General features: G+C 69.2%; 26 protein-coding genes. 5 read left to right on the top strand and 21 right to left on the bottom strand.

Going from position 1 to position 25,408, the window contains the following annotated elements; translation table 11 throughout:
- From AB0E63_RS33940 to pyrR, 7 genes are read right to left on the bottom strand one after another with little or no spacing between them, the layout of a single operon-like run.
- Window positions 1–1,044, bottom strand: coding sequence for a quinone-dependent dihydroorotate dehydrogenase (locus tag AB0E63_RS33940; RefSeq protein WP_360375276.1), 1,044 nt, complete (start codon window positions 1,042–1,044; stop codon window positions 1–3).
- Complete coding sequence (gene carB / locus AB0E63_RS33935) at window positions 1,037–4,339, bottom strand: carbamoyl-phosphate synthase large subunit (RefSeq protein WP_360375274.1); 3,303 nt, start codon at window positions 4,337–4,339, stop codon at window positions 1,037–1,039. Before carB ends, AB0E63_RS33940 begins: the two co-directional genes overlap by 8 nt.
- Window positions 4,339–5,481: a glutamine-hydrolyzing carbamoyl-phosphate synthase small subunit gene (gene carA / locus AB0E63_RS33930; RefSeq protein WP_360375272.1), complete on the bottom strand. Its 1,143-nt coding sequence runs from the start codon at window positions 5,479–5,481 to the stop codon at window positions 4,339–4,341. The genes carB and carA overlap by 1 nt, the downstream gene beginning before the upstream one ends.
- Window positions 5,478–5,972 (bottom strand): hypothetical protein, encoded by a 495-nt coding sequence (locus AB0E63_RS33925; RefSeq protein ID WP_360375270.1) that lies wholly within the window; start codon window positions 5,970–5,972, stop codon window positions 5,478–5,480. The genes carA and AB0E63_RS33925 overlap by 4 nt, the downstream gene beginning before the upstream one ends.
- Entirely contained in the window at window positions 5,969–7,261 is a 1,293-nt protein-coding gene (locus AB0E63_RS33920; protein ID WP_360375268.1) for a dihydroorotase, read from the bottom strand. Before AB0E63_RS33920 ends, AB0E63_RS33925 begins: the two co-directional genes overlap by 4 nt.
- Window positions 7,258–8,199, bottom strand: a complete 942-nt coding sequence (locus tag AB0E63_RS33915; RefSeq protein WP_360375266.1) for an aspartate carbamoyltransferase catalytic subunit — start codon at window positions 8,197–8,199, stop codon at window positions 7,258–7,260. The genes AB0E63_RS33920 and AB0E63_RS33915 overlap by 4 nt, the downstream gene beginning before the upstream one ends.
- Window positions 8,199–8,804 carry a bifunctional pyr operon transcriptional regulator/uracil phosphoribosyltransferase PyrR gene (gene pyrR, locus AB0E63_RS33910; RefSeq protein ID WP_360375264.1) on the bottom strand — a complete coding sequence of 202 codons (606 nt, stop codon included), beginning with the start codon at window positions 8,802–8,804 and terminating at the stop codon, window positions 8,199–8,201. Before pyrR ends, AB0E63_RS33915 begins: the two co-directional genes overlap by 1 nt.
- A gap of 205 nt (window positions 8,805–9,009) precedes the next feature.
- Here pyrR and AB0E63_RS33905 point away from each other — a divergent pair, with 205 nt between their 5' ends.
- Window positions 9,010–9,522, top strand: coding sequence for a transcriptional regulator (locus AB0E63_RS33905; protein WP_026163359.1), 513 nt, complete (start codon window positions 9,010–9,012; stop codon window positions 9,520–9,522).
- 164 nt (window positions 9,523–9,686) lie between these two features.
- On the opposite strand, the gene nusB is transcribed toward AB0E63_RS33905, so the two are convergent.
- Window positions 9,687–10,097, bottom strand: a complete 411-nt coding sequence (gene nusB, locus AB0E63_RS33900; protein ID WP_360375262.1) for a transcription antitermination factor NusB — start codon at window positions 10,095–10,097, stop codon at window positions 9,687–9,689.
- A 29-nt stretch (window positions 10,098–10,126) separates the two neighbouring features.
- Window positions 10,127–10,690, bottom strand: a complete 564-nt coding sequence (efp, locus tag AB0E63_RS33895; RefSeq protein ID WP_360375260.1) for an elongation factor P — start codon at window positions 10,688–10,690, stop codon at window positions 10,127–10,129.
- A 133-nt stretch (window positions 10,691–10,823) separates the two neighbouring features.
- Here efp and AB0E63_RS33890 point away from each other — a divergent pair, with 133 nt between their 5' ends.
- Entirely contained in the window at window positions 10,824–11,495 is a 672-nt protein-coding gene (locus AB0E63_RS33890; protein ID WP_360375258.1) for a hypothetical protein, read from the top strand.
- Here AB0E63_RS33890 and fxlM read toward each other — a convergent pair.
- Both fxlM and AB0E63_RS33880 read right to left on the bottom strand, forming a co-directional pair.
- Complete coding sequence (gene fxlM / locus AB0E63_RS33885; protein ID WP_360375256.1) at window positions 11,479–12,675, bottom strand: methyltransferase, FxLD system; 1,197 nt, start codon at window positions 12,673–12,675, stop codon at window positions 11,479–11,481. The two genes, AB0E63_RS33890 and fxlM, sit on opposite strands and share 17 nt — an antisense overlap.
- Window positions 12,676–12,681: 6 nt before the next feature.
- A complete protein-coding gene (locus AB0E63_RS33880) occupies window positions 12,682–13,179 on the bottom strand; it encodes a MarR family transcriptional regulator (RefSeq protein ID WP_360375254.1) in 498 nt (165 codons plus the stop codon).
- Window positions 13,180–13,252: 73 nt separating this feature from the next.
- On the opposite strand from AB0E63_RS33880, the gene AB0E63_RS33875 reads away from it, so the two are divergent.
- A complete protein-coding gene (locus AB0E63_RS33875; protein WP_360375252.1) occupies window positions 13,253–14,152 on the top strand; it encodes an EamA family transporter in 900 nt (299 codons plus the stop codon).
- Here the strand turns inward: AB0E63_RS33875 and AB0E63_RS33870 are convergent.
- The 3 genes from AB0E63_RS33870 to AB0E63_RS33860 all read right to left on the bottom strand — a co-directional run bounded on the left by AB0E63_RS33870 (window position 14,149) and on the right by AB0E63_RS33860 (window position 16,086).
- Window positions 14,149–14,817 carry a response regulator transcription factor gene (locus tag AB0E63_RS33870; protein WP_360375250.1) on the bottom strand — a complete coding sequence of 223 codons (669 nt, stop codon included), beginning with the start codon at window positions 14,815–14,817 and terminating at the stop codon, window positions 14,149–14,151. The two genes, AB0E63_RS33875 and AB0E63_RS33870, sit on opposite strands and share 4 nt — an antisense overlap.
- A gap of 221 nt (window positions 14,818–15,038) precedes the next feature.
- Window positions 15,039–15,476: a type II 3-dehydroquinate dehydratase gene (gene aroQ / locus AB0E63_RS33865; protein ID WP_360375318.1), complete on the bottom strand. Its 438-nt coding sequence runs from the start codon at window positions 15,474–15,476 to the stop codon at window positions 15,039–15,041.
- Window positions 15,477–15,495: 19 nt separating this feature from the next.
- Window positions 15,496–16,086, bottom strand: a complete 591-nt coding sequence (locus tag AB0E63_RS33860; protein WP_360375248.1) for a TetR family transcriptional regulator — start codon at window positions 16,084–16,086, stop codon at window positions 15,496–15,498.
- A 55-nt stretch (window positions 16,087–16,141) separates the two neighbouring features.
- Here AB0E63_RS33860 and AB0E63_RS33855 point away from each other — a divergent pair, with 55 nt between their 5' ends.
- Complete coding sequence (locus AB0E63_RS33855) at window positions 16,142–18,172, top strand: UvrD-helicase domain-containing protein (RefSeq protein ID WP_360375246.1); 2,031 nt, start codon at window positions 16,142–16,144, stop codon at window positions 18,170–18,172.
- Here the strand turns inward: AB0E63_RS33855 and AB0E63_RS33850 are convergent.
- From AB0E63_RS33850 to AB0E63_RS33830, 5 genes are all read right to left on the bottom strand, one after another.
- A complete protein-coding gene (locus tag AB0E63_RS33850) occupies window positions 18,139–19,221 on the bottom strand; it encodes a Gfo/Idh/MocA family oxidoreductase (protein ID WP_360375244.1) in 1,083 nt (360 codons plus the stop codon). The two genes, AB0E63_RS33855 and AB0E63_RS33850, sit on opposite strands and share 34 nt — an antisense overlap.
- A gap of 88 nt (window positions 19,222–19,309) precedes the next feature.
- Entirely contained in the window at window positions 19,310–20,410 is a 1,101-nt protein-coding gene (aroB, locus tag AB0E63_RS33845) for a 3-dehydroquinate synthase (protein WP_360375242.1), read from the bottom strand.
- Window positions 20,407–20,916, bottom strand: a complete 510-nt coding sequence (locus AB0E63_RS33840; RefSeq protein WP_360375240.1) for a shikimate kinase — start codon at window positions 20,914–20,916, stop codon at window positions 20,407–20,409. Before AB0E63_RS33840 ends, aroB begins: the two co-directional genes overlap by 4 nt.
- On the bottom strand, window positions 20,913–22,118 hold the full coding sequence (gene aroC / locus AB0E63_RS33835; protein ID WP_360375238.1) for a chorismate synthase: 1,206 nt from the start codon (window positions 22,116–22,118) through the stop codon (window positions 20,913–20,915). The genes AB0E63_RS33840 and aroC overlap by 4 nt, the downstream gene beginning before the upstream one ends.
- Window positions 22,119–22,166: 48 nt before the next feature.
- The gene (locus AB0E63_RS33830; RefSeq protein WP_360375236.1) at window positions 22,167–22,367 is read right to left on the bottom strand and encodes a hypothetical protein; all 201 of its coding nucleotides are present in this window, start codon (window positions 22,365–22,367) and stop codon (window positions 22,167–22,169) included.
- A 124-nt stretch (window positions 22,368–22,491) separates the two neighbouring features.
- On the opposite strand from AB0E63_RS33830, the gene AB0E63_RS33825 reads away from it, so the two are divergent.
- Entirely contained in the window at window positions 22,492–23,601 is a 1,110-nt protein-coding gene (locus AB0E63_RS33825; RefSeq protein WP_360375234.1) for an ADP-ribosylglycohydrolase family protein, read from the top strand.
- Window positions 23,602–23,604: 3 nt separating this feature from the next.
- Here the strand turns inward: AB0E63_RS33825 and AB0E63_RS33820 are convergent, their stop codons facing one another.
- Both AB0E63_RS33820 and AB0E63_RS33815 read right to left on the bottom strand, forming a co-directional pair.
- A complete protein-coding gene (locus AB0E63_RS33820; RefSeq protein ID WP_360375232.1) occupies window positions 23,605–24,312 on the bottom strand; it encodes an A24 family peptidase in 708 nt (235 codons plus the stop codon).
- 31 nt (window positions 24,313–24,343) lie between these two features.
- Window positions 24,344–25,390, bottom strand: coding sequence for a DUF2330 domain-containing protein (locus tag AB0E63_RS33815; RefSeq protein ID WP_360375230.1), 1,047 nt, complete (start codon window positions 25,388–25,390; stop codon window positions 24,344–24,346).
- Between the last annotated feature and the right edge of the window lie 18 nt (window positions 25,391–25,408).

Raw genomic sequence — 25,408 nt, 5'->3', positions numbered from 1 at the left:
TCAGTCTCCATGGGTTGTCAGTCCTCGGTTGATGCGGCGGATGAGGCCAGGCCCGCGGTAGATCAGCCCGGTGTACACCTGGACAAGACTCGCGCCGGCATCGAACAGCCGGGTGGCGTCGGAGGGTTCGAGGATGCCGCCGACCCCGATGATCGGCAGTGCGCCCTGCGTCTCCGCATGGATGTGTGCGACCGTCTTGGCCGCGATCTCGGCCAGCGGCCGCCCCGACAACCCGCCGGCCTGCGAAGCCAACGGATGCTCCGAGACGCCCGGCCGGCCGATGGTCGTGTTGGTCGCGATGATCCCCGCGACGCCGACGTCGGTGCAGACCTGCAACAGCTCGTCGATCGCCGAGGTGGTGAGGTCCGGCGCGATCTTCACCAGGATCGGCTTCCCGCCCAGCCCACCGGCGCTCAACGACAACGCCTCGTCGCGCAACGCGGTCAGCAACTCCCGCAGGTGCCCGGCGTCCTGCAACTCCCGCAACCCCGGCGTGTTCGGCGACGACACATTCACCGCGAAGTAGTCGCCGTACCGGTAGAGCCGCCGCAGCGAGGTGACATAGTCCTCGACCGCCTCGTCGAGCGGCGTCACCTTCGACTTCCCGATCGAGATCCCCAGCGGATATCCCAACGGCCCGTACGCCGCCAACCGCTCGGCCAACGCCGAGGAGCCGAGGTTGTTGAACCCCATCCGGTTGATCACGGCCTCGTGCTCGACGAGCCGGAACAACCGCGGTTTCTCGTTCCCCGGCTGCGGATGCGCGGTGACCGTACCGACCTCGACGAACCCGAAGCCCACGGCCCGCCAGGACCGCAAGGCGATCCCGTTCTTGTCCATCCCGGCCGCCAGACCCACCGGCGAGGGGAACCGGAGGCCGAAGACCGTGCGGGGCAGGGCGGATCCGAACAGGCGGGCGCCGGCCGCGGCGGCACCCGGAACGCGGCCGAGGAGGCGGAGGCCGGCGAGCGTCTGCTCGTGCGCGACCTCCGCGTCGCCCTTGCCCAGCCGGTACAGGACCGGCCGCACAACCCGCCTATACACCGCGGATCCTCGGCACCCAGTCCTGCAGCGACCGTACGCCGATGTCCCCGGCCTGCTGCGCCTCGATCCCCTGTACGGCGGCCGCGAGCCCTTGCACCGTGGTGATGCAGGGGATGTTGCGCGCCACCGCTGCGCTCCGGATCTCGTACCCGTCCAGCCGCGGCGAACCGCCCTTCGTGATGCCGATCGGCGTGTTGACGATCAGGTTCAGCTCGCCGTCCTGGACCATCTGGACGATCGTCGGCTCACCGTTCGGGCCGGGGCCCTGGCTGCTCTTGCGGACCGTGACCGCCTCGACCCCGTTGCGCCGCAGGACGTCCGCCGTCCCTTCAGTCGCGTAGATCTGGAAGCCGAGATCGGCGAGCCGCTTGACCGGGAAGATCATGTGCCGCTTGTCCCGGTTGGCGACCGACACGAACACCTTGCCCGTACCCGGCAACGGCTGCGAGGCCCCCGCCTGCGACTTGGCGAACGCCGTACCGAAGGTGTCGTCGATGCCCATCACCTCGCCGGTCGACTTCATCTCCGGCCCGAGCACGGTGTCGACCGACGCACCGTCGATGGTCCGGAACCGGTTGAACGGCATCACGGCTTCCTTCACCGCGATCGGCGTCGAGGTCGGCAGCGTGCCGCCATCGCCCACGGCCGGCAGCATGCCCTCGGCCCGCAGCTCGGCGACCGTCGCCCCGAGCATCACGCGGGCCGCCGCCTTGGCCAGCGGGGTCGCGGTCGCCTTCGACACGAACGGCACCGTCCGCGAGGCCCGCGGGTTCGCCTCCAGCACGTAGAGCACGTCCCCGGCCAGCGCGTACTGCACGTTCAGCAGACCCCGGACGCCGACTCCGCGCGCGATCGCCTCGGTCGACTTCCGGATCTTCTCGATGTCGGCGTTCCCGAGCGTGATCGGCGGCAGCGCGCACGACGAGTCGCCCGAGTGCACCCCGGCCTCCTCGATGTGCTCCATCACGCCGCCGAGGAACAACTCGTCGCCGTCGAACAGCCCGTCCACGTCGATCTCGACCGCGTCGTCGAGGAACCGGTCGATCAGCACCGGGTGCTCGAACGCCTCACCACCACCGAGCCGCTCCAGCGCGGCACTCAGCTCGGCCGTGCTGTAGACGATCTCCATCCCGCGCCCCCCGAGCACGTACGACGGCCGCACCAGCACCGGGAACCCGATCTCCTCGGCGATCACGTGCGCCTCGTCGGCCGACAGCGCCGTACCGTGCTTCGGCGCCGGCAGTGCCGCGTCCGCGAGCACCTTGCCGAACGCACCCCGCTCCTCGGCCAGGTGGATGGCGGCCGGCGACGTCCCGACGATCGGTACGCCGGCGTCCGCGAGCCGCTGCGCAAGCCCGAGTGGAGTCTGGCCACCGAGCTGCACGATCACTCCGGCGACCGGGCCGGCCTGCATCTCGGCGTACACGATCTCGAGCACGTCCTCGCAAGTGAGGGGCTCGAAGTACAGCCGGTCGGAGGTGTCGTAGTCGGTCGAGACCGTCTCCGGGTTGCAGTTCACCATCACCGTGCAGTAGCCGGCCTCGCGCAGCGCCATCGACGCGTGCACACAGGAGTAGTCGAACTCGATCCCCTGCCCGATCCGGTTCGGCCCGGAGCCGAGGATCAGCACGGCCGGGGTATCCCTCGGTGCGACCTCGGTCTCCTCGTCGTACGACGAATAGTGGTACGGCGTCTCGGCCTTGAACTCGGCCGCACAGGTGTCGACCGTCTTGAAGACCGGCCGGATCCCGAGGGCCTGCCGGACGCCACGAACGACGTCCTCGGTCAGCCCGCGGATCTCGGCCAGCTGGAGATCCGAGAACCCGTGGCGCTTGGCCAGCTTGATCACCTCGGGCGTCAGCCGTGGCGCGGCCGCGACCTGCAGCGCGGTCTCGTGGATCAGGTAAAGCTGATCGACGAACCACGGATCAATGCGAGTGTTGTCGAAGATCTGCTCCGGCGTCGCACCGGCCCGGATCGCGTCCATGACGGTCCGCAGCCGGCCGTCGTGCGGGGTTTTGATTGCCTCTAGCAACGGTTCGAGATCGGTCGCGGGCGAGCCGGCCCAGGAGAACCGGGCCTCCGGCTTCTCCAGCGACCGCAGCGCCTTCTGCAGCGCCTCGGTGTAGTTGCGGCCGATCGCCATCGCCTCGCCGACGCTCTTCATGTGCGTGGTCAGCGTGGCGTCCGCGGCCGGGAACTTCTCGAACGCGAACCGCGGCACCTTCACCACCACGTAGTCCAGTACCGGCTCGAAGCTGGCCGGCGTCTGCCGGGTGATGTCGTTCGGGATCTCGTCCAGCGTGTAGCCGATCGCGACCTTGGCCGCGATCTTCGCGATCGGGAAGCCGGTCGCCTTCGACGCCAGCGCGGACGAGCGCGAGACCCGCGGGTTCATCTCGATCACGATCAGCCGGCCGTCGGCCGGGTTCACCGCGAACTGGATGTTGCAGCCGCCGGTGTCGACGCCGACCTCGCGGATGATGCCGATGGCCAGGTCCCGCATCACCTGGTACTCGCGGTCGGTCAGCGTCATCGCCGGCGCGACCGTGACCGAGTCGCCGGTGTGCACGCCCATCGGGTCGACGTTCTCGATCGAGCAGATGATCACGACGTTGTCGGCCTTGTCGCGCATCACCTCCAGCTCGTACTCCTTCCAGCCGAGAATCGACTCCTCGATCAGCACCTCGGTGGTCGGGCTGGCGCGCAGGCCGGCGCCGGCGATCCGGCGCAGGTCGGCTTCGTCGTACGCCATCCCGGAGCCGACGCCGCCCATCGTGAACGACGGCCGCACCACCAGCGGGTAGCCCAGCTGGCCGGCCGCGCCGAGCACGTCGTCGATCGTGTGGCAGATCTGCGACCGCGCGACCTCCGCCCCGAGCTTCTCGACGATGTGCTTGAACGACTCGCGGTTCTCACCACGCTGGATCGCGTCGACGGACGCGCCGATCAGCTCCACGCCGTACTTCTCGAGTACGCCGTTGTCGTGCAGGGCGATCGCCGCGTTCAGCGCGGTCTGACCGCCGAGGGTCGCGAGCAGCGCGTTCGGGCGCTCCTTCTCGATCACCTTCTCGACGTACTCCGGGGTGATCGGCTCGACGTAGGTCGCGTCGGCGAATTCCGGGTCCGTCATGATCGTCGCCGGGTTGGAGTTCACCAGCACGACCCGGAAGCCCTCTTCGCGCAGCACCCGGCACGCCTGGGTGCCGGAGTAGTCGAACTCGCAGGCCTGACCGATCACGATCGGACCGGAGCCGATCACGAGGACCGACTCGATGTCTGTACGCCGCGGCATCAGGCCCGCCCTTCCATTTGCTCAGAATGGACAGTCATCAGTTCTACGAAGCGGTCGAACAGGTACGCCGAGTCATGTGGCCCTGCTGCGGCTTCAGGGTGGTACTGGACCGAGAAGGCGAGCACCCGGCCGTCCTTGCCCGTGAGTCTCAGCCCCTCGACCACGTTGTCGTTCAGGGACACATGACTGACCTCGGCCGTCCCGTACGGCGTCTCGACCGTCTCCTCGATCGGCGCGTCGACCGCGAAGCCATGGTTCTGCGCCGTGATCTCGACCTTCCCGGTCGCCCGGTCGAGCACCGGCTGGTTGATCCCGCGGTGCCCGTACTTGAGCTTGAACGTCCCCAGCCCGAGCGCCCGCCCGAACACCTGGTTGCCGAAGCAGATCCCGAAGTACGGCTTGCCTCGCTGCAGCAACTCCTTGAGCAGCGTGGTCGGGTGCTCGGTGGTCTCCGGGTCGCCCGGACCGTTGCTCATGAAGATGCCGTCCGGGTTCACCGCGAGTACGTCGTCCAGCGACGCGGTGGCCGGCAGCACGTGCACCTCGATGCCACGCTCGGCCATCCGCTTCGGCGTCATCGACTTGATCCCGAGGTCGAGCGCCACCACGGTGAACCGCTTCTCGCCCTCGGCCGGGACCACGTACGTCTCGGCCGTGGTCACCTCGTCGGCGAGGTCGGCACCGGCCATCGGCGGCTGCTGCAACACCTTGTCCAGCAGGGCTTGTGGGTCGAGGACCTCGGTCGAGATCCCGGCCCGCATCGCTCCGCGCTCACGCAGGTGCCGGGTCAGCGCCCGGGTGTCGATCCCGGAGATCCCGACGATCCCCTGGCCCTTGAGCTGGTCGTCGAGCGAGCGGGTGGCCCGCCAGTTCGACGGCACCCGGGCCGGATCGCGGACGACGTACCCGGCGACCCAGATCTTCTGTGATTCGTCGTCCTCGTCGTTCACCCCGGTGTTGCCGATGTGCGGCGCGGTCTGGGTGACGATCTGCCGGTGGTACGACGGGTCGGTCAGCGTCTCCTGGTAGCCGGTCATCCCGGTGGTGAACACCGCCTCGCCGAACGTCTCCCCGGTCGCCCCGTACGACGTACCGGCGAACGACCGGCCGTCCTCCAGGACCAGCAATGCGGGCTGGCTCATCTTTGCTCGGCTCCGATCAGAGTCGCGATGGATTCGGTCAGGGTGGCGGTGTCGGCCTTGCGGCGGGGCCGGAAGCCGGTGTCCAGCTCGTGGCCGTCGTGATTCCACGTGACCACCACGAGGCCCGACTTCTCCGCGGTCACCTTGCCGGCGATGCCACGGTCGGTCCGGACCCCGGTCAGATGGTCCACGGGGATGAACACGTCCGCCGCGCCCTGGCGGTGGAAGATCAGGCCGGCCTCGCTGACGGCCAGGTCCGCGGTACTGCGGACGCCCAGTTCGTGCACGGCGACCCGGTCCATCCAGTCGCCGGCCGTCGTGGTCGCCACGTAGACACCCTCGACACCCTTCGTCTTGTCATCAGCAGGCACCTGCGGAAGGGGTGGCAGGTCGGCCTGCCGGGACTTGCGGTTCCGCCAGCCCCGGAGCATGCCGTAGTAGGCGACCGCCAGAATCAGCAAAGTGCCGAGAATGCCCAGGAAGGCCTTCACCGGGCCAGCTTTCCGTCCAGGACGGTCGGCGTACCGCGCAGGAACGTCGCGATGACCTTGCCCGGCAGCGTCATCCCGTCGAACGGCGTGTTCCGCGACAGCGACGCCGACTCCCGTGGCTCGACCGCCTTCTCCACCGACGGGTCCACGAGCACCAGGTTGGCCGGCGCACCGGCTTCCAGCGGGCGGCCGTGATCGCTGATCTGCCCGATCGCGGCCGGCCGGTAGCTGAGCTTCTCGGCCACGTCGGCCCAGGTCATCAGCTTCGTGTCGACCATCGCGTGCTGGACCACACTGAGCGCGGTCTCCAGGCCGGTCATCCCGAAGGCGGCCGCGCTCCACTCACAGTCCTTGTCCTCGACCGGGTGCGGCGCGTGGTCGGTGGCGACGATGTCGATCGTCCCGTCGGCCAGCCCCTCGCGGACCGCCTCGACGTCCGCCTTGGTCCGCAGCGGCGGGTTCACCTTGAAGACCGGGTTGTAGGAGGCGGCCAGGTCCTCGGTCAGCAGCAGGTGGTGCGGGGTGACCTCGGCGGTCACCTCGAGCCCGCGCCGCTTCGCCGCCCGGACGATCTCCACCGAGCCCTTGGTGGACAGGTGGCAGATGTGCAGCTTCGAACCGACGTGCGCGTTCAGCAGGATGTCGCGGGCGATGATCGCCTCCTCGGCGACACTCGGCCAGCCGGTCAGGCCGAGGACGCCGGAGAGCGCACCCTCGTTCATCTGCGCGCCCTGGGTCAGCCGCGGCTCCTGCGCATGCTGGGCGATCGTGCCGCCGAACGCCTTCACGTACTCGAGCGCGCGGCGCATCAGGGCGGCGTCCCAGACGCAGTCGCCGTCGTCGGAGAACACCCGCACGCGCGCGGCCGAGTCCGCCATCGCGCCCAGCTCGGCGAGCTGGGTCCCCTGCCGCCCCACCGTGACCGCGCCGATCGGGTAGACATCGGCGTACCCGGCTTCGCGGCCGAGGCGCCAGACCTGCTCGACGACGCCCGCGGTGTCGGCGACCGGATCGGTGTTGGCCATCGCGAACACCGCGGTGAACCCGCCCATCGCCGCCGCCCGGGTGCCCGTGAGTACCGTCTCGGCGTCCTCCCGGCCCGGCTCCCGCAGGTGCGTGTGCAGATCGACCAGCCCCGGCAGCGCGATCAGCCCTTGCGCGTCGATGATCTCGGCATCGGCCGGCGTCTCGAGGTTGGTGCCGACAGCAACGATCTCGCCGTTGTCGATCAGCAGATCCGCCACCTCACCGCCGATGATGCTCGATCCGGTGATCAGGTACGCGGTCATGCGGTCTGCTCCTCTGTGGATTCGTTGCTGCCCGACAGCAGCAGGTAAAGGACCGCCATCCGGATGGCGACCCCGTTGGTGACTTGCTCGACGATGACCGAGCGGGTCGAGTCGGCGACGTCGGCGCTGATCTCCATCCCGCGGTTCATCGGGCCGGGGTGCAGCACGATCGCCTCGTCCGGCAGCTGCGCCATCCGGTGCACGTCGAGCCCGTAGCGGCGGGTGTACTCACGGGCGCTCGGGAAGAACGCGTCGTTCATCCGCTCCCGCTGCACCCGCAGCATCATCACCGCGTCGCTCTTGGCCAACGCGCCGTCCAGGTCGTACGACGTGGCGCACGGCCAGCTCGTCATGTCGACGGGCAGCAGCGTCGGCGGCGCGACCACGGTCACGTCGGCGCCGAGCGTCGACAGCAGCAGCACGTTGGACCGGGCGACCCGGGAGTGCAGGACGTCGCCCACGATCGTGATCCGCCGCCCCTCCAGCGAGCCGAGATGCCGCCGCATCGTGAAGGCGTCGAGCAGCGCCTGGGTCGGGTGTTCGTGGGTGCCGTCGCCCGCGTTCACCACCGAGCCGGTCATCCAGCCCGAGGTCGCCAGCAGGTGCGGCGCGCCGGACGATCCGTGCCGGCAGACCACACCGTCGGCGCCCATCGCCTGCAAGGTCAGCGCGGTGTCCTTCAGGCTCTCGCCCTTGCTCACGCTCGACCCCTTGGCCGAGAAGTTGATCACGTCCGCGGACAACCGCTTGGCGGCCGCCTCGAACGAGATCCGCGTCCGGGTGGAGTCCTCGAAGAACAGGTTCACCACCGTGCGCCCGCGCAACGCGGGCAGTTTCTTGATCGGGCGGTCGGCCAGCGACCGCATCTCCTCGGCGGTGTCCAGGATCAAGTTCGCCTCGTCCCGGCTCAGATCCCCCGCGCTCAACAGGTGCCTCATCACGCCTTCACCCCCGGGGTGGTCTTGTCCGCGATCAGGACCGCGTCGGTCCCGTCGTACTCCGTCAGGTGGACGGTGACGCGCTCGACCAGCGAGGTGGGCAGGTTCTTGCCCACGTAGTCGGCGCGGATGGGCAGCTCGCGATGGCCGCGGTCGACCAGGACCGCGAGCTGGACGGCGCGCGGCCGGCCGATGTCGCCGATCGCGTCGAGGGCGGCGCGGATGGTGCGGCCGGAGAACAGGACGTCGTCGACCAGGACGACGACCTTGCCGTCGATGCCACCGGGCGGGATGTCGGTGTGTTCCAGGCCACGCGGCGGTTTGAGACCGATGTCGTCGCGGTACATGGTCACATCGAGTGACCCTGTCGGCACGCTCTGCCCCTCAACCGCCGCGATCCGGGCGGAGATGCGTGCGGCCAGACCGACGCCTCGGGTGGGGATGCCGAGCAGGACGACCGGGTCTGCGCCGCGGTTGCGCTCGAGGATCTCGTGGGCGATCCGGGTCAATGCCCGGGAAATGTCGGAAGCGTCCAGAACCGTCCGCGGCGCTGGTGTCAGCGGCTGCGCGACGTCTGGAGTCTCTGCGCTCTGGGCAGGGCTCATCGCTACCGTTCCTCCTTTCCCGCCTCTCTGGACGGGTCTTTAAAGGACGTTCGGACCGCTTGACATGGTATCGGATGTGACACGCCGTCTTGACGCTGGCCTCGCCGCCGGAATATTGTTACTCTGTGTAATCGAGGGGGGTTTCACCTACCGGCCCGTTCCGGCGGGCCGGACATGACGAAACTAGTCGGAGGGAAGAACCAGCGTGCCTAGCGAATACGCGAAGACACTGGGTGGCAAGTTACGTGCCATCCGCCAGCAGCAAGGGCTGTCGCTGCATGGCGTGGAAGAGAAGTCCAAGGGTCGCTGGAAGGCGGTCGTCGTCGGCTCTTACGAGCGCGGCGATCGAGCCGTCACGGTCCAGAAGCTCGCGGAGCTCGCCGATTTCTACGGCGTGCCCATCCGTGAACTGCTTCCTGGCTCGGCCAGCGCGGCGGCTGCGGCCGCTGCTCCGCCCCGGTTGATCCTCGACCTGGAGGCTCTGCAACACCTCGACGCGAGCGAGGCCGGTCCGCTGACGCGGTACGCGGCCACGATCCAAGCTCAGCGCGGGGACTACAACGGCAAGGTGCTGTCGATCCGTCAGGACGACATGCGCACGCTCGCCGTGATCTACGACGAGTCGCCGACGACTCTGACCGAGCGCTTCATCTCCTGGGGTGTGCTGAACCCAGAGGCGAAGGGTGACGTCGAGGAGTCCGAGGCAGCCGGCGCCTAACGGCTCCGGAGGAGGCAGCAGAGACGGTCGGGGCTCGTAGCAGCTGGCCCACGGCCGCCCGCCTCCCAGAACAACGGCACACTACGGGGACGTAGAGCCGGCCCGGGACCGTACCGAGACGGTCACCGGGCCCTGTTTCCCGGAGGGCTCGCCCCCTCCGTCCCTCAGACGCCCAGCGTGGGCTTCAGCTGCAGCAGTCTGGCCAGCAGGCCGTTGACGAACGCCGGCGACTCGTCGGTGGACAGATCACGCGCCAGCGCCACCGCCTCGCTCACCGCGACCACGTCCGGCACCTGGTCGTCGAACAGCAGTTCGTAGGTTCCGATCCGCAGGATGTTCCGGTCGACCGCGGGCATCCGGTCCAGCGACCAGCCCACCGAGTGGGTCTCCAGCAGGTCGTCGATCACCTCGCTGTGCTTCGCGACGCCCTCGACCAGCGCCACGGTGAACTCGTTCACCGGCGGATCGTTGTCGGCCACCCGGTCGGCCAGGGTGCCGCCGACCGGCAGTCCCCTGACCTCGGACTCGAACAGCACGTCCAGTGCGCGCTTGCGGGCCTTGCTACGGGCAGACATGTTCTGTTGTCAGCTCTCTCGCCGGGTCGTCAGGAGGTGACGCGGCCGAGGTAGTCCCCGGTGCGGGTGTCGACCTTGACCTTCTCGCCAGTGGTCAGGAACAGCGGGACCTGAATGGTGTAGCCGGTCTCCAGCTTGGCCGGCTTGGTGCCACCGGTGGACCGGTCGCCCTGCAGGCCGGGCTCGGTGTACTCGACCTGGAGCTCGACCGAGGCCGGGAGCTCGACGTACAGCGGGAGGTCGTCGTGCACGGCCACGATGGCGTCCTGGTTCTCCAGCAGGAAGTGCACGGCGTCGCCGACCACCTCGGGCTGCAGCAGCAACTGGTCGTAGGTGCTCTTGTCCATGAACACGTACGCCGAGCCGTCGTTGTACAGGTACGTCATGTCACGCTTGTCGACCGTGGCCACATCGACCTTGACGTCGGCGTTGAAGGTCTTGTCGACCACCTTGCCGGACAGCACGTTCTTCAGCTTCGTCCGGACGATGGCGCCGCCCTTGCCCGGCTTGTGGTGCTGGAACCACACGACGGACCACAGCTGCCCTTCCAGGTCGAGCACCATGCCGTTCTTGAGGTCGTTCGTCGATGCCACGCGGGTATGCCCTTCGAATTCGATCAGCGGTAACACCGGATTGTAGCGTTCACACCGGTTTCCTCCGATTCCGCGGCCCCGGTGGGCCGTAGGCTGGCAGTCCAGACCGACAAGCCGGTGCCGGGAGGCAGCGATGACGGGGTTCGTGATCTTCGTCGTGGTGATGATCGTCGTGGGCCTGATCAACAAAGCCAGGCAGCAGTCGGCGAAGCCCAGCGGTCCGCCGAGCCCGCGCGTACAGAAGCTGCTCGAGCGGATCCAGGCCCAGCAGGGCGGCAACCAGCCGGTCCGGTTCCAGGGTCAGTTCACTCAGCCGCAACACCCCGGGCAGCCCGCTCCGGTCGCGCAGGCACCGGTCCAGCAGTACCAGCCGCCGGCGACCTGGCTGCCCTCGAACCAGCCGCCCGCGCACCGCCCGCCGCGGAACAACCTTCCCGCGCCGAGGCAGGACCTCGACACCCGGGTGCGGCAGCTGATGAGCAACGGCAACGAGGTCGGTGCGATCCGGCTGCTGTGCGACGAGCAGGACCTGGGCATCCTCGAGGCCCATAAGTACGCCCGTGCTCTGGTCACCCCGGCCGGCACCGGCCGCTCGTCATCAGGCGAGGATGCCGAGCCGGAGGAGGAGTCGCGGTACGTCGGCTCCGCCGCGTTCGCCGAGTCGATCTTCGACCTGGACCGCGACGAGGAGGTCTGGGCCAGCGGTTGGGTCGACACCCCCGAGCCCGACGACCGCTCCGACATCGACGGGCTCTGGCAGACGGTCCGCAACCCACCGCGCCCCGGAGTCACCCCTTCCAGCTGACGGTGATGTGACTGTTCCGCCGAGGGATCCGAAAGCCCGGCGGAAGCTCGTCGCCGACCACATGCACCTGGAACGCCGGTCCCGGACCACGCCGGTGGTGCACGTCCCAGATCCGCAGCTGATCAATCATCCGGTCGATCAGGTCACGCGCATCCGGGCCATAGCCGGTGAACCCGAGCTCCACGAACGACTCCGGACCACGCCGGAGGGGACGGCAGCACAAGTAGGCCACGCTGTCGCCGGTTGCCACCGCCGCCGCTCCCGCGCGTGGCGCGGCGACACCAGGTAGCTCACCGGACAGAACGCAGTACCCGGGCAGTGTGGTCGCGAGCCAGAGGTTCAGATCGAGCAGTGGCTCCTCCCGGTCCACCACGACGCCTGACCACACCTGCTCCGGCGGCTGCGCCAGTACGCCGTCGCACGGATGCGCCTCGATCTCCTGGTCCTCGTCGAAGCAGAGACCCAGCCGGTCTCCCGCGATCGGAACCAGCCGTTCGTAGTTCGCGCCCACGCCCTGCATGGAGACGAACCCGCACAGCGTGGTCGACCGGCTCTCCAGATGGCCGCCCACCCGGTCGAACGCGATCGACCGCGTCTGTCCCCGCACCCGCAGCGGTACGACAATCCGCCCGCCGGGCCGCAGCTGGTCGATCCAGGCCGTGGCGATGTCCCACGCCGTCACAGTCACCACGATCCGGTCGTACGGCGCCTCATCGGGTACGCCGTACTCGCCGTCGGCACGCACGACCCGGACATCGGCGTACCCGGCCAGGTCCAGCAACGCCCGCGCTCGCTCGGTCACCTCCGGGTCGATGTCGACCGTGGTCACTGATCCGCCCGGTCCGGCCAGCTCCCGGAGCAGCGCCGCGTTGTAGCCACCGGATCCGATCTCCAGCACGCGGTCACCGGGCCGGATCGCGGCCTGCTCGATCATCAGCGCGACGATGCTCGGCTGTGAGACCGAGCTGATCACCACGCCTGCTTTACTCCGCTTCATCAGCACGACGTCGTCGGCGTACGCGATCTCGAGTGGTGCGTGCGGGACGAACAGATGCCGCGGCACCGCCCGGAACGCGGCCGCCACCCGCTCGTCCCGGATGGTGCCTTCAGCAACCAATTGCCGGGCGAGGGCCGTCCGCAGCGACTCCGCCTGCGCCGAGTCGTTGCGGAGGACTGCCATGGCGACTCAGTCCCGCTTGTCGCCGAGGGACTCCAGCAAGGTCCGCAGCAGTCCGGCGAGCTGCTTCTGCTCGTCCGCCGACAAACCGGCGAGCAGTTGATGTTCGGTATCGACATGGGTCGGGAGTACTGCATCGATCAGCCGCAGCCCCTCGGCGGTCAGAGTCACCCGGACCCCGCGCCCATCGGTCTCGCTGGGAGCCCGGGTGACCAGGCCGCGCGCCTCCAACCGATCAAGCCGTTGACTGATCGCTCCGGACGTCACCATCGACGAGTGCATCAGACCGGCCGGCGTCAGGCTGTGCTCGGAGTTGCTGCGGCGCAGGGTCGCCAGTACGTCGAAGGACGCCCGGTCGAGGTCGTGCCGGGCGAAGTTCCGCCGCAGCTCGCCGTCGAACAGTTGGCTGAGGCGGCTCAGCCGGCCGATGACGCCCATCGGCGACGCGTCGAGGTCAGGCCGCTGCTCGCTCCACTGCTCGAGCACCAGGTCGACGTGATCTGCCATCTTCCCAGCCTAGTCCCAGATTGCTTAGCGGTGAGGGATTGAAACTTGCTTAGCACTGAGATACTTTATCTTAGTGCTAAGCAATCGACTCGCTCTTCTCCTGACCACGGCGATCACGCCGCTGCTCTGGGGTACGACGTACCTGGTCACCACCGAGCTCCTTCCGCCGCACCGTCCGCTGCTCGCCGCCCTGCTTCGGGCACTGCCGGCCGGGCTCCTCCTGGTCGCGATCACCCGCACGCTGCCGCGCGGCGACTGGTGGTGGCGCTCACTGATCCTCGGCACGCTCAACATCGGGGCGTTCAACGCATTGCTGTTCGTCGGCGCCTATCGGCTCCCCGGCGGCGTGGCTGCGACAGTCGGCGCGATCCAACCGCTCCTCGTTGCCTTGCTCTCGACCGGACTGCTGCGTGAGCGCCTGTCGCTGCGGACCGTCCTCACTGCGATCGCCGGCATCTTCGGTGTCGGCCTGCTGGTCCTCCGAGCCAACGCGCACCTGGACACGTGGGGTGTGGTTGCGGCGATCGGTGGAGCAGTCGTCATGGCTCTCGGCGTCGTACTGAGCAAGCGCTGGGCGTCGCCCGCTCCCCTGCTCGCCACGACCGGCTGGCAACTCGTCGCCGGCGGCGTGGTGCTGCTCCCGGTCGCCTTCCTGGTCGAGGGAGCACCACCCGCGTTCACCCTGCAAAACCTCGCCGGCTACGCCTACCTGACAATCGTCGGCTCCGCGGTCGCATATGCACTCTGGTTCCGCGGCCTGCGCGACCTGTCCCCCACCGACGTCACCTTCCTCGGCCTACTGAGCCCGGTCATGGCAACCACCCTCGGCTGGCTAGTACTAGACCAGCGCCTAACCTCTACTCAAGCCCTCGGCGCCCTAATCGTCCTAACCGCCCTCATCACCGCCCAGGTACGCCGAACCAGGAAGACGCCGGCCACTCCGGCCCCCGTCCTAGCCTCCGTGGGCTCCTAGATCAGGCCTTCGCGGAGGGCGTAGGCGACGGCGTGCGAGCGGTTCTTCAGATGCAGCCGGCTGGTCACGTCGTGGAGGACGTTCTTCACCGTCCGCTCCGAGTAGGACAGCTCGCGGGCGATCTCCTGGGTGTCCTTGCCGTCGGCAACCAGCCGCAGTACCTGCGTCTCACGGTCGGACAGCCCGGGGTGGGACAACCCGCGCGGTGCCAGCACATGCCGCTGCATGCGCGACACCTGACCGAGCAACCGGCCCAGCAGATCCGGCGGCAGGCTGCCGTCACCCGCGGCGGCGGCCTGCAGCAGGTGCACGATGCGGTCGGCCGTCGCCTCGGTACGCCGAAGTACGCCGGACACCCCCAGCTCGACCGCGGTCATCAGCGCGTCGTCGTCGATCGTGCTGCCGATCAGCACCGTCCGACGACATCCCCGCTGGATTGCCCCCCGGAGAACCTGCACGGCCCCGGCGTCCAGCGAGTCGACGGCGACCAACGCGACCACTGGCGGGGTGGTGCGCTGGTCGGCCGGGCTCTGCTGCAGCGCCGCCAGGTCGGCATCATTGATCAGCGCGACCTCCGGCTGCTGCCTGAGCGCATGCACCAGCCCGAACTGCGACAGCGGGTCCAGCGCCTTCACCCAGACCGGAATACGGTGTTGCGTCGTCATACTCGTCACTCCCCCAGAGCGTTGATGAACGGAACGGATCGAATCCGCAGTCACGCGAACCCCCAAAATCGTCGATTCCGATCGTGCCCCCGCACCTTCAGCCAGCCTTCAGACCGGTGACGGCCGGTAGTACGACCCGACGCCTAGCGTGACGCAGGCGCGTTTCACCAGCGTCTCACCCGGATAGATGCCCGAAAGGGCACTTTGGTTATCCGGAGAGCTCACTCCGCAAGAGTGGTGAGCGCGCGCAGGGCGAGGCGGTAGGAGTTCAGGCCGAAGCCGGCGATCGTGCCGGTGGCCACACCGGCGACCACGCTGGTGTGCCGGAACTCCTCGCGGGTGGCCGGGTTGGTCAGGTGGATCTCGATCAGCGGAGCCGTGCGCTGGGCGATCGCGTCGCGCAGTGAGTACGAGTAGTGGGTGAACGCGGCCGGGTTCAGCACTACCGGGATCTTGCCGTCCGCGGCCTCGTGCAGCCAGCCGACCAGCTCGGCTTCGTCGTCGGTCTGCCGTACGTCGACCTCGAGCCCGAGCTCGGCCCCCGCCTTCTCACACTCGCCCACCAACTCGGCGAACGTCGTCGACCCGTACTTCTCCGGCTCCCGCGACCCCAACCGCCCCAAGTTCGGCCCGTTCAGCACCAGCACTCGCCTGCTCACATCCGTCACCCACCCCACCCTAGAGCCCAGCGGTCAGGGAGTTGTAAGCGGTGACGGCCTCAGCCCGAGCCGTTGGGTGGTAGACGTCGGCCGCGGTCCCGGAGCTCATCGCCTGCCAGTTGCGGCGGCTGAGGACCTGATGGACGGAGATCAGGCAGGCCGCGGTGATCTCGGCGCGGAGGTCATGGCCGAGGGCAACCGCGAGCGCCTGCTGGTCGCTGGCGACGAACTGGGTCAGCCGGCCTTCGAGGGCGGGGGTGGTGAAGACGAGGTTGTTGTAGGCGAGGACAGCGGGATGGTCGTTGAGACCGGTGACCGGGTCGCGACGGTCGAGGCCGGCGAGGAAGTGGTCGCGGAGGGCCTCGATCGGGGAACCTTCGGCGGCTTGAACGACGCGCGCGGCTTCGTGCTGGTGGTCGGCGATGCGATGCAGGACGAGGTCCTGCTTGGTCGGGAAGTACTTGAAGAGCGTGGGCTTGGAGACGTTGGCGGCCGCGGCGATGTCGGTGACCGAGACCTCGTCGAAGCCGTGCTCGAGGAAGAGCGTGATCGCCGCCTCGGAGAGGGCGTCGTGGGTCTGCTGCTTCTTGCGGGCGCGGAGTCCGGTCACGGCGCTATGTTAACTTAGTCAGAAGATTGACCGGGTTAACTTTTCGAGGAGCGTGATGCGGGAGCTGAACGGAGAGCGCGAGTACGCCGAGCGGTGCCGGGAAGCGTTGCGGCGGATGGTGGCCGGCGCGCGGGAGAACGTGGTGGTCGGTGAGGACACCTGGGGCGATCGGTACACGGCCGAGCGGCTCGGGTTCTACCTCAAGACACTCGCGCGGGACCTGGGCGAGGAGGGCGACAACCCACCGTTCTTCGGGCTGATCGCCTACAGCGCCGCTGCTGGTGAACACAGCCGCCAGACCTACTACCTCGGCCGCCGGCACATCTCGGACGCGATCGGACGGCCGCCGATGGTGATCGACTGGCGCGCGCCGGTGTCGACCGCCTTCTACCAGGCGTCCAAGGCCGAACCGCGCGGCATCGCCACCCGTCGGCGCTTCGGCTGGTCGGCAACGACACTGACCAGCTTCGAGGACGAGCACCTGGCCACCAGTACGCCGGCCGGCGCGAGCCAGTTGGCCGGAGCGAGTCAGTTGGTACGGCGGGAGATCGAGCGGGCTCGCGTCGGCCCGATGCGGGACATCGTCGCGACCATCCAGCCGGAGCAGGACGCGCTGGTGCGCACCGACCTCGAGGTGTCGGTGTGCGTGCAAGGTGCACCGGGGACCGGCAAGACGGCGGTCGGCCTGCACCGGGCCGCCTACCTGCTCTACGCGCACCGGTCGCGGCTCAAGCGGACCGGCGTACTCGTACTTGGGCCGAACCGAGCGTTCCTGCATTACATCTCCGCGGTGTTGCCGACCCTCGGCGAGGTCGACGTCGAGCAGACGACGATCGACGCGTTGCTGGACACCGCGATCCGAAGCACCGACGAGCCCGCGGCCGCTGCGGTCAAACACGATCCACGGATGGCCGACGTACTGCGCAACGCCGTCTACGCCAGGGTGAAACGGCCGGACGAAGCTGTGGTCGCCGCGGACGACTCGTACAAGTGGCGGGTCAACCAGCACGAGTTCGAGGAGATGGTCACCGAGGCCCGGGCAGAGACGCCGGCGTACCTGCTCGGCCGCGAGCGAGTGATCGCGCGGATCGTCGCCGCGCTCCAACGACAAGCCGAAGCGCGCGGCCAGAACTGCAACGCCGCCTGGCAACGCCGGATGGCCCGAGCCGCCAAGCCGTACGTCGAGGTGGTCTGGCCGATCGTCAAGACCGACGAGGTCCTCGCCGAACTGCTCAGCGACCCCGAGCAGCTCGCCGCCGCAGCAGCGAGCATCCTCACGTCAGACGAGCAACGAGCCATCGCCTGGCCAAGACCTCGCAAGGCGAAGAGCGTTCGCTGGACCGCCGCCGACGCCGTCCTGCTCGACGAGCTGAGCGCCCTACTCGAGCGCGGCCCGACGTACGGCCACGTGATCGTCGACGAAGCGCAGGACCTCTCCCCCATGCAGTGCCGCGCGATCGCCCGCCGCAGCGAGCACGGCTCGATCACCGTGCTCGGCGACCTGGCCCAAGGGACGACGCCCTGGGCCGCAACAGAGTGGCCGACGCAAGTAGCACACCTCGGGAAGCCGACGGCAACAACCGTCGCCCTGACCACCGGCTATCGAGTCCCGGCGGCGGTCGTGGAGATCGCCAACCGACTGCTCACGCCACTCAAGGTCTCCGTGCCACCCACCACGTCGTTCCGCTCCGACGGCCACCTGGCGGTCAGCCGAGTCGACGATCTGCCGACCGCCTGCGTCGCCGCCGTCGAAGCAGCCCTCGCCCAGGAAGGCTCGATCGGTGTGATCGCCGCAGACCACCAGATCGCTTCACTCGCCGACGTACTCAAGGCCGCGCGGATCGAGACGGTCCCGCCCGACGGCGACGGCCGGGTCACCGTCGTACCCGCAAGCCTCGCCAAAGGCCTCGAGTACGACCACGTGATCGCCGTCGAGCCCGCCGAGATCGTCACCGCCGAACCCCGCGGCCTGAACCGCCTCTACGTCATCCTGACCAGAGCGGTGTCGAGACTGGACGTCCTGCATCACCTCGAGCTCCCGCCGGAGCTCGGTTACCAGGGTGCGCCTGGGCCGCCCATGCGTTGAGCGTAGGGCGAGCCTTGGGTCAGGTCGCCGCGGTGGATGGGTTTGTCGGTGAAGGCGGAGGCGTAGATGGCGGCGGCCAGCTCGACGGTGTTGCGGGACTCGGTGAGGGTGACCGGGGCCGGCGTACCGGCATCGAGGGCGTCGAGGATCGCCGCCAGCTGCGCGGGATGTCCACTCTTGACGTCGGGGAGGTCCGTCGACCACGCGTCGGCGACCTCCTCGTGCCCGGGCGCGGGCGTGATGGTCCAGTCGGGGTTCTGGTACCCGTACAGGTGCTCGAGCTCGACGGTCGCGTTCTCGCAGTCGAAGCGCAGCTCGGACGTCTGCCGGGCCGACACGAGCGAGTTCACGATCGACGCGACCGCCCCGTTCTCGAAGGTGACCATCGCCATCGACACATCCTCGGTCTGCGTCGGCCGCGCCTGGCGGGCGGCGAGCGCGGTCACCTTGTTCCACGGACCGAGGATCGACAGCAGCAGGTCGTACTGGTGGATCCCGTGCCCCATCGTCGGCCCGCCGCCCTCGACCTCGAAGGTCCCGCGCCACGGTACGGCGAAGTACGCGTCGTCCCGGTACCAAACGGTGTTGCACAAGGCAACCAACGGCCGGCCGAGGACGCCGTCCGCGAGCAGTTGCCGCAGCCGCACCGCACCGGACCCGAACCGGTGCTGGAACACACACGCCACCTGCGCCGCCGACTTCCGCTCCGCCTCGAGCAACGTGTCCAGCTCGTCGAGCGACAGCGTCGGCGGCTTCTCCATGAACACGTTCACGTCGGCCTCCAGGCACTCCGCCGCCAACGGCACATGCGTGCTGGGCGGCGTACAGAGGTGGACCAGGTCGACGTCGCCGGCCGCGAGGAGTGCGGTCAGGCTCGGGTACACCGCGGGGATGTCCCACTGGCCCGCGAACGCCTTGGCCCGGTCGAGGTCGACGTCGACGCCGGCGACGAGCTCGGCCCGGTCCGGCAGCGAGGTCACTGCGCGAGCATGCGACGCGGCGATGCCGCCGGTGCCGACGATTGCGATCCGGTACTTCCGGTCAGCCATATGGAAAGCCCTTTCCGAGGGATTCCCACCATCCTTGGCCGGTGTCACTCCAGAGACAAGGCCGTGCCCGGCATGTGACCGGATCCGGTCAGCTGATCTCGGCGTACGCCGCCACGAGCAGGCTCGGGTCGGGAGCCTCGAGGATCGTCGGCTTGGCCAGCGCGTCGAGGATGACGAAACGCAGCCGGTCCGCCCGGGTCTTCTTGTCGAGCTTCATCGCGTCCTGCAGATGCGACCAGGCGTCGGCTCGGTAGCTGACCGGGAGGCCGAGCGATTCGAGTACGGCGCGATGCCGGTCGGCGGTCGCGTCATCGAGGCGACCGGCCGCGCGGGCCAGCTCGGCGACGAAGACCATGCCGATGCTGATCGCGGCACCGTGCCGCCACTTGTACCGCTCGAGCCGCTCGATCGCGTGGCCGAGCGTGTGCCCGTAGTTGAGCGCCTCGCGGCCGATCGCTCCGCCGACGCTCGTGGTCCGCTCACGCAGGTCGGCCCCGACCGTGTCGGCCTTCACCTGGATGGACCGCGCGATCAGCTCCTCGGTCGCGTCGTACGACGGACTGCTCGCGCCGGCCGGATCCTTCTCGACCAGATCGAGGATCACCGGGTCCGCGATGAACCCGCACTTCACCACTTCAGCCAGACCGCTCACGTAGTCGTTGCGCGGCAGGGACTCCAGCGCAGCCAGGTCGCACAGCACACCGGCCGGCTCCCAGAACGCGCCGACCAGGTTCTTTCCCTCGGCGGTGTTGATCCCGGTCTTCCCGCCGACGGCCGCGTCGACCATCCCGAGCAGCGTCGTCGGGATGTGCACGACCTTCACGCCACGCAGCCAGGTCGCCGCGACGAAGCCGGCCAGGTCGGTCGTCGTACCGCCACCGATACTCACGATCGCGTCGGAACGCGTGAAGCCGGCCTGACCGAGGACCGACCAGCAGTACGTCAGCACCTCCGCGGTCTTGGCCTCCTCGGCATCCGGGATCTCGATCGCGTGCGCGGTATACCCGGACCCGGTCAGGTCGTCGCGGATCGCGTCGCCGCTGGTGCGCAGCGCCCGTGGGTGGATGACGGCGACCCGCTGGACGCCGTCGCCCAGCAGACCCGGCAGTTCACCGAGCAGGTTGTTGCCGATGACAACGTCGTACGGCGCGGCCGCGGCGACCCGGATCCGGGTCGGCTGGTCACTCATCCGCGGGCTCCCAGCTGGCCGAGGATCTCGTCGGTGATCTGCTCCGGCGTCTTTCCGTCAGTGACCACCGTCAGCTTGGCGACCTCGGCGTACAGCGGTCGCCGGGCCTCCATCAGATTGCGCAGCTGAGTCCGGACGTTGCCCAGCAGCAGCGGCCGGGCGACTCCGAGACCGACGCGCTTCGCCGCCTCGCCGAGGCTGACGTCGAGGAAGACCACGGTGTGACCGGCGAGGTCCGCACGAGTGTCCGGGTCGAGGATCGCACCCCCGCCGAGTGACAGCACCTCGCCAGAGTCGGCGAGCGCGGCCACGACCGCAGCTCGCTCCAGCGCGCGGAAGTGTGGCTCACCCGAGTCGACGAAGATGTCCGAGATCGGCTTGCCCGCGGCGGTTTCGACATCGGTGTCGGTGTCGCGGTGCCGTGCGTGCAGCCGCTCGGACAGCAGTGCGGCGACGGTCGACTTGCCCGAACCGGGCGGACCGACGAGAACGACGAGGGGACTCACTGCTCTGCCCACTCCCGCGGCGTGATGGTCTTCGGGAGGTTGGCGAGGTACGACTGGTGGTTGCGCGCGGTCTCCGGCACCGAGTCGCCGCCGAACTTCTCCAGCGCGACCTCGGCCAGCACCAGCGCGACCATCGCCTCGGCCACGATGCCCGCGGCCGGTACGGCGCAGACGTCGGAGCGCTGGTGATGCGCGGACGCCGCCTCGCCGGTCGTGGTGTCGATCGTGCGCAACGCACGCGGCACGGTCGCGATCGGCTTCATCGCCGCCCGGACTCGCAGCGTCTCGCCAGTGCTCATGCCGCCCTCGGTGCCGCCAGAGCGGCCGCTGGTCCGGCGGATGGTGCCGTCTTCGGCGACGATCTCGTCGTGTGCCAGCGACCCCGGCGTGCGGGCCAGCTCGAACCCGTCGCCGAGCTCGACGCCCTTGATCGCCTGGATGCCCATCAGCGCACCGGCCAGCTTGGAGTCGAGCCGGCGGTCCCAGTGCACGTAGCTGCCGAGGCCCGGCGGGAGTCCGTCGACCACCACCTCGACCACGCCGCCGAGCGTGTCGCCGGCCTTCTGCGCGGTGTCGATCTCGGCGACCATCGCCTTGCTCGCGTCCGCGTCCAGACACCGCACCGGATCCGCGTCCAGCTTCGCGACATCGTCGTACGCCGGGATCACGCCGTACGGCGCCTTGACCGTGCCGAGCTCGACCACGTGGCTGACGATCGTCACGCCGTACGCCTGGCGGAGGAAGCGGGCCGCGACCTCACCGAGCGCGACCCGGGCCGCGGTCTCGCGGGCGCTGGCGCGCTCGAGCACCGGGCGGGCCTCGCCGAAGCCGTACTTCTGCATGCCGGCCAGGTCCGCGTGCCCCGGCCGCGGGCGGGTCAGCGGCGCGTTGCGGGCCAGCTCCGCCAGGGTCTCGGGGTCGACCGGATCGGCCGACATCACCTGCTCCCACTTCGGCCACTCGGTGTTGCCGACCTGGATCGCCACCGGGCTGCCGAGCGTCAGCCCGTGCCGGAACCCGCCGAGGAACATCACCTCGTCCCGTTCGAACTTCATCCGGGCGCCGCGGCCGTACCCCAGCCGACGACGAGCCAAGGCGTCGGCCACGTCATCCGTGGTGACCTGGACGCCTGCGGGAAGACCTTCGAGTACGGCGACGAGCGCTTGTCCGTGCGACTCGCCGGCGGTGAGCCAGCGCAGCATGGCGCAATCCTCCCACGCCCGTCCCACCCTCCAGACGCCGGTCTCACGTCAGCGACAGGTCTCGGTGTCCTGGCTCGGGCCGCCGCGGAGGGTGAGGACCGCGTTGAAGGTTTTCACGATCGGTGAGTCGTCGCAGGAGGTCGAGGCACTGGCTGCTTGACCGCCGGCGATCGCGGCGCCGGTGAGCGCAGTGGTGGCGAGGGCCGCCGCGGCCAGGCGCCCGGCGGTACGACGGAATGCGGGGGTCATCATGCCCTCCTTGACGAGTCGGTTGCCTGCTACCAACGACCGTAGAAGCCGGGAGCCGCCGGCGAACTGGCTCTGGAACCCGAGTTGGGGGTAGCGCTGACACCACCCTGGATAGGGTTCTGGCATGACTCGGGTGGCAGAGGAGACGTGGCGGGCGCGGGTGCGCGGGTGCCTGCTGGGCGGGGCGATCGGGGACGCGCTGGGCGGACCGGTGGAGTTCCAGGACGGCCGGTCGATCGTGGCGGAGCACCCCGACGGGGTCCGGGACTTCATCTCTGGGGCTTGGCCGCCGGGGACGATCACCGACGACACGCAGATGACGTTGTTCACGATGGAGGGTCTGATCCGGGCCGGTGTCCGGACCGATCGCGGCCTCGGCTTCACGGTGGCGGTCGTACAGCACGGGTACGACCGCTGGCTGGACACCCAGACCCTGAGCGGCCCGAGTGGCGAGCGGGACGGCTGGCTGCAGGCCGAGCAGTGGCTCTACGCCCGGCGCGCGCCGGGTAACACCTGCCTGAGCGCGCTGACGGAAGCCCGCAAGGGCGAGTCCCGGATCCCGCAGTTCGGTGCGGAGGCCGTGAACGACTCCAAGGGCTGCGGCGGCGTGATGCGGGTGGCGCCGTTCGGGCTGCTTCCGGACAGGTACCCCACCGAGTGGGTCTTCGACTCGGCCGCGACCGCCGCGGGCTACACGCACGGCCACCCGACCGGCAAGCTCGCCTCCGGCGCCCTGGCGGCGATCGTGCACGAGATCTGCGCCGGCGCGACGCTGGAGGCGGCTCTCGATACCACCGCCGCGCTACTCGCCCTGCACAAGGACCATGAAGAGACCAGTACGACGCTCTCCTTCGCGCGCCACCTCGCAGCCACAGCGCCCCATGGACCGGTGACGGTCGAACGCCTGGGTGGTGGCTGGGTCGCGGAGGAGGCGCTGGCGATCGGTGTCTACGCCGCCCTCGCCTACCCCGAGCCCGAGCAGTTCCTGGACGCTCTCGCGCTGGCGGTCACGCACTCCGGCGACAGCGACTCCACCGGAGCCATCTGCGGCAACATCCTTGGCGCCCTCCACGGCGAGACGGCCCTGCCCCCAGAGCTCGTCTTCACGGTCGAGGGCCGTCCTGTCATCCTCCAGCTCGCCGACGACTTCGCGCTCGAGTTCGCCACCGCGGACCGCTTGCATGGCGACTACGGCCCACACACCACCTGGACCACCCGCCACCCCGGCTGGTGATGACTATCCGGAATAAAGCCGCTCCAACGGAGCGCCCAGCAGCACCCCCGCCAGCGCGCCAACCAGCATGAACGGGCCGAACGGGACCATCTGCTTTCGGGTCATCACTTTGCCGACGATGAGCGCGATGCCGACCAGGGCGCCAAGAAAGAAGCCGCCGTACAGGCCGCTGGCGAACTGCCCCCAGCCCAGCCAGCCGAGTGCGAGCCCGAGCAACCCGGACAGCCGGACGTCACCGAACCCGACGCCTCGGGGAAACGCGAACCAGAGCACGTAGAACACCGCGAACCCGATCGCCCCGGCGATCACCGCCCGCCGCAACGATCCCCACTCCCCCGACACCAGGGCCGCGCCGAGCAACGCCAGCCCAACGACCAGGTACGACGGCCAGATGATCACCGACGGCAGATACCGCGTCCGCGCGTCGATGTACCCGAGCACCGCCCCGGCCACGGTCAACAACAACCACGCCGGCAACACAGCGGACATCCCGAGCAGCCAGCCCAGCAATCCCCCGGCCACCGCCGCCAGACCACCACACCAGTACGCCGCTCGCCGGCCGGCCAGCGCGGCGTACGGGACCTTCGTCTCGCCCTCTTCCAGCACCGGCTCGGGGATGTTCCGCATCAGCCAGGGCCCGAGGACGTACGCCGCCGGCCCGCAGAGGATCACGCCGATCCCTGCGGCGAGCAACGCGTTGTCAGCCGGCACGATCCAGGAGCCTAGACGATTCCCGGACTGCCTACGCGCGCCCTGTGGACGACCGCCGGACGAGCACCCGGGCAATTACCGCCGCACCCACACCGAGCAGCAACATGACACCGACGAGCACACCGATCGTGCTCCAGAATCCGTCGTTCTTGGTGACGTAGTTGATCCGCTGGAACTCGTCGTCGGTCGCCGCCGGCGCGAAGGTGAAGTCGTCGGTGATCCGGCTCGGGTCGCGATAGGTGACCGTGTACGCGGTCAGATAATCGGCAGGCCTCGTCAACGAGTCTTCCTCGACTCGGCCGGCGTACAGCAACTCCGGCTTGACGGCCGCGTCCGGCAGCTTGGTGGCGTCGACCCGATGCGCGGAGGCGACGTACACCGTCACGGTCTGCGTGGTGGTGGCGCCCTTGCTCAACCGCATCGGGTAGACGATCCGGTCCGATGCGAACGTCAGCCGCAGTGGCGGCGTCGCTCCACTCAGGCTCTCCCCGTCCTGCCGCGGCGCGAGCTTCACGGCGACGATCTCCCACTTCTCCGTCAGGTACGGCGTGAGGTTCGCCGCCAGCGTGGCCGGTACGACGTACCCGTTCGTGCGCAGCCAGTCCGTCACCGCGGAACCGCTCGACCCGTCGATCCGCGCGACCTGGAACGGCCCGAGCATCATCTGCTGCCGCACGTTCACGCCGGAGCCGGCACCGGGCGCCGCGCCGGCGTAGTCGCCGCGACTCCCCATGATGCCGAGGTCCCGAAACGGCCAGTAGGTCTTGCGGATCACGGTCTTCGGCCGCGTCAGCATGTCCAGCCGGTAGAACAGCCCGGTCTCACCGAGCTCCACCTTGGCCGCCGTTGGCACCGGCATGATCCAGGCCGCCTTCTTCGACGATCCGTTGATCGCCATCGAGAGCGTGATCTTCTCGGTCCCCGCGTCGTGCTCGACCAGCGCGTTCTCGCCGTACGCGCGGGCGCGCGACTCCGCGTCGGGCAGGTAGCCGCCGCACGCACACGCCCACGCGGGTGTCACGCCGGCCGCAACGAATCCGACGGCCAGAACCCCTGCGACGACCCGCCAAAGCTTCACGGCGGAAGACTAGCTACG

Source organism: Kribbella sp. NPDC026596 (assembly GCF_040638415.1).
Classification (GTDB): Bacteria; Actinomycetota; Actinomycetes; order Propionibacteriales; family Kribbellaceae; genus Kribbella.
Note: the sequence above shows the minus strand (reverse complement) of the source record. Positions and strands in the feature narration are given on the sequence as shown.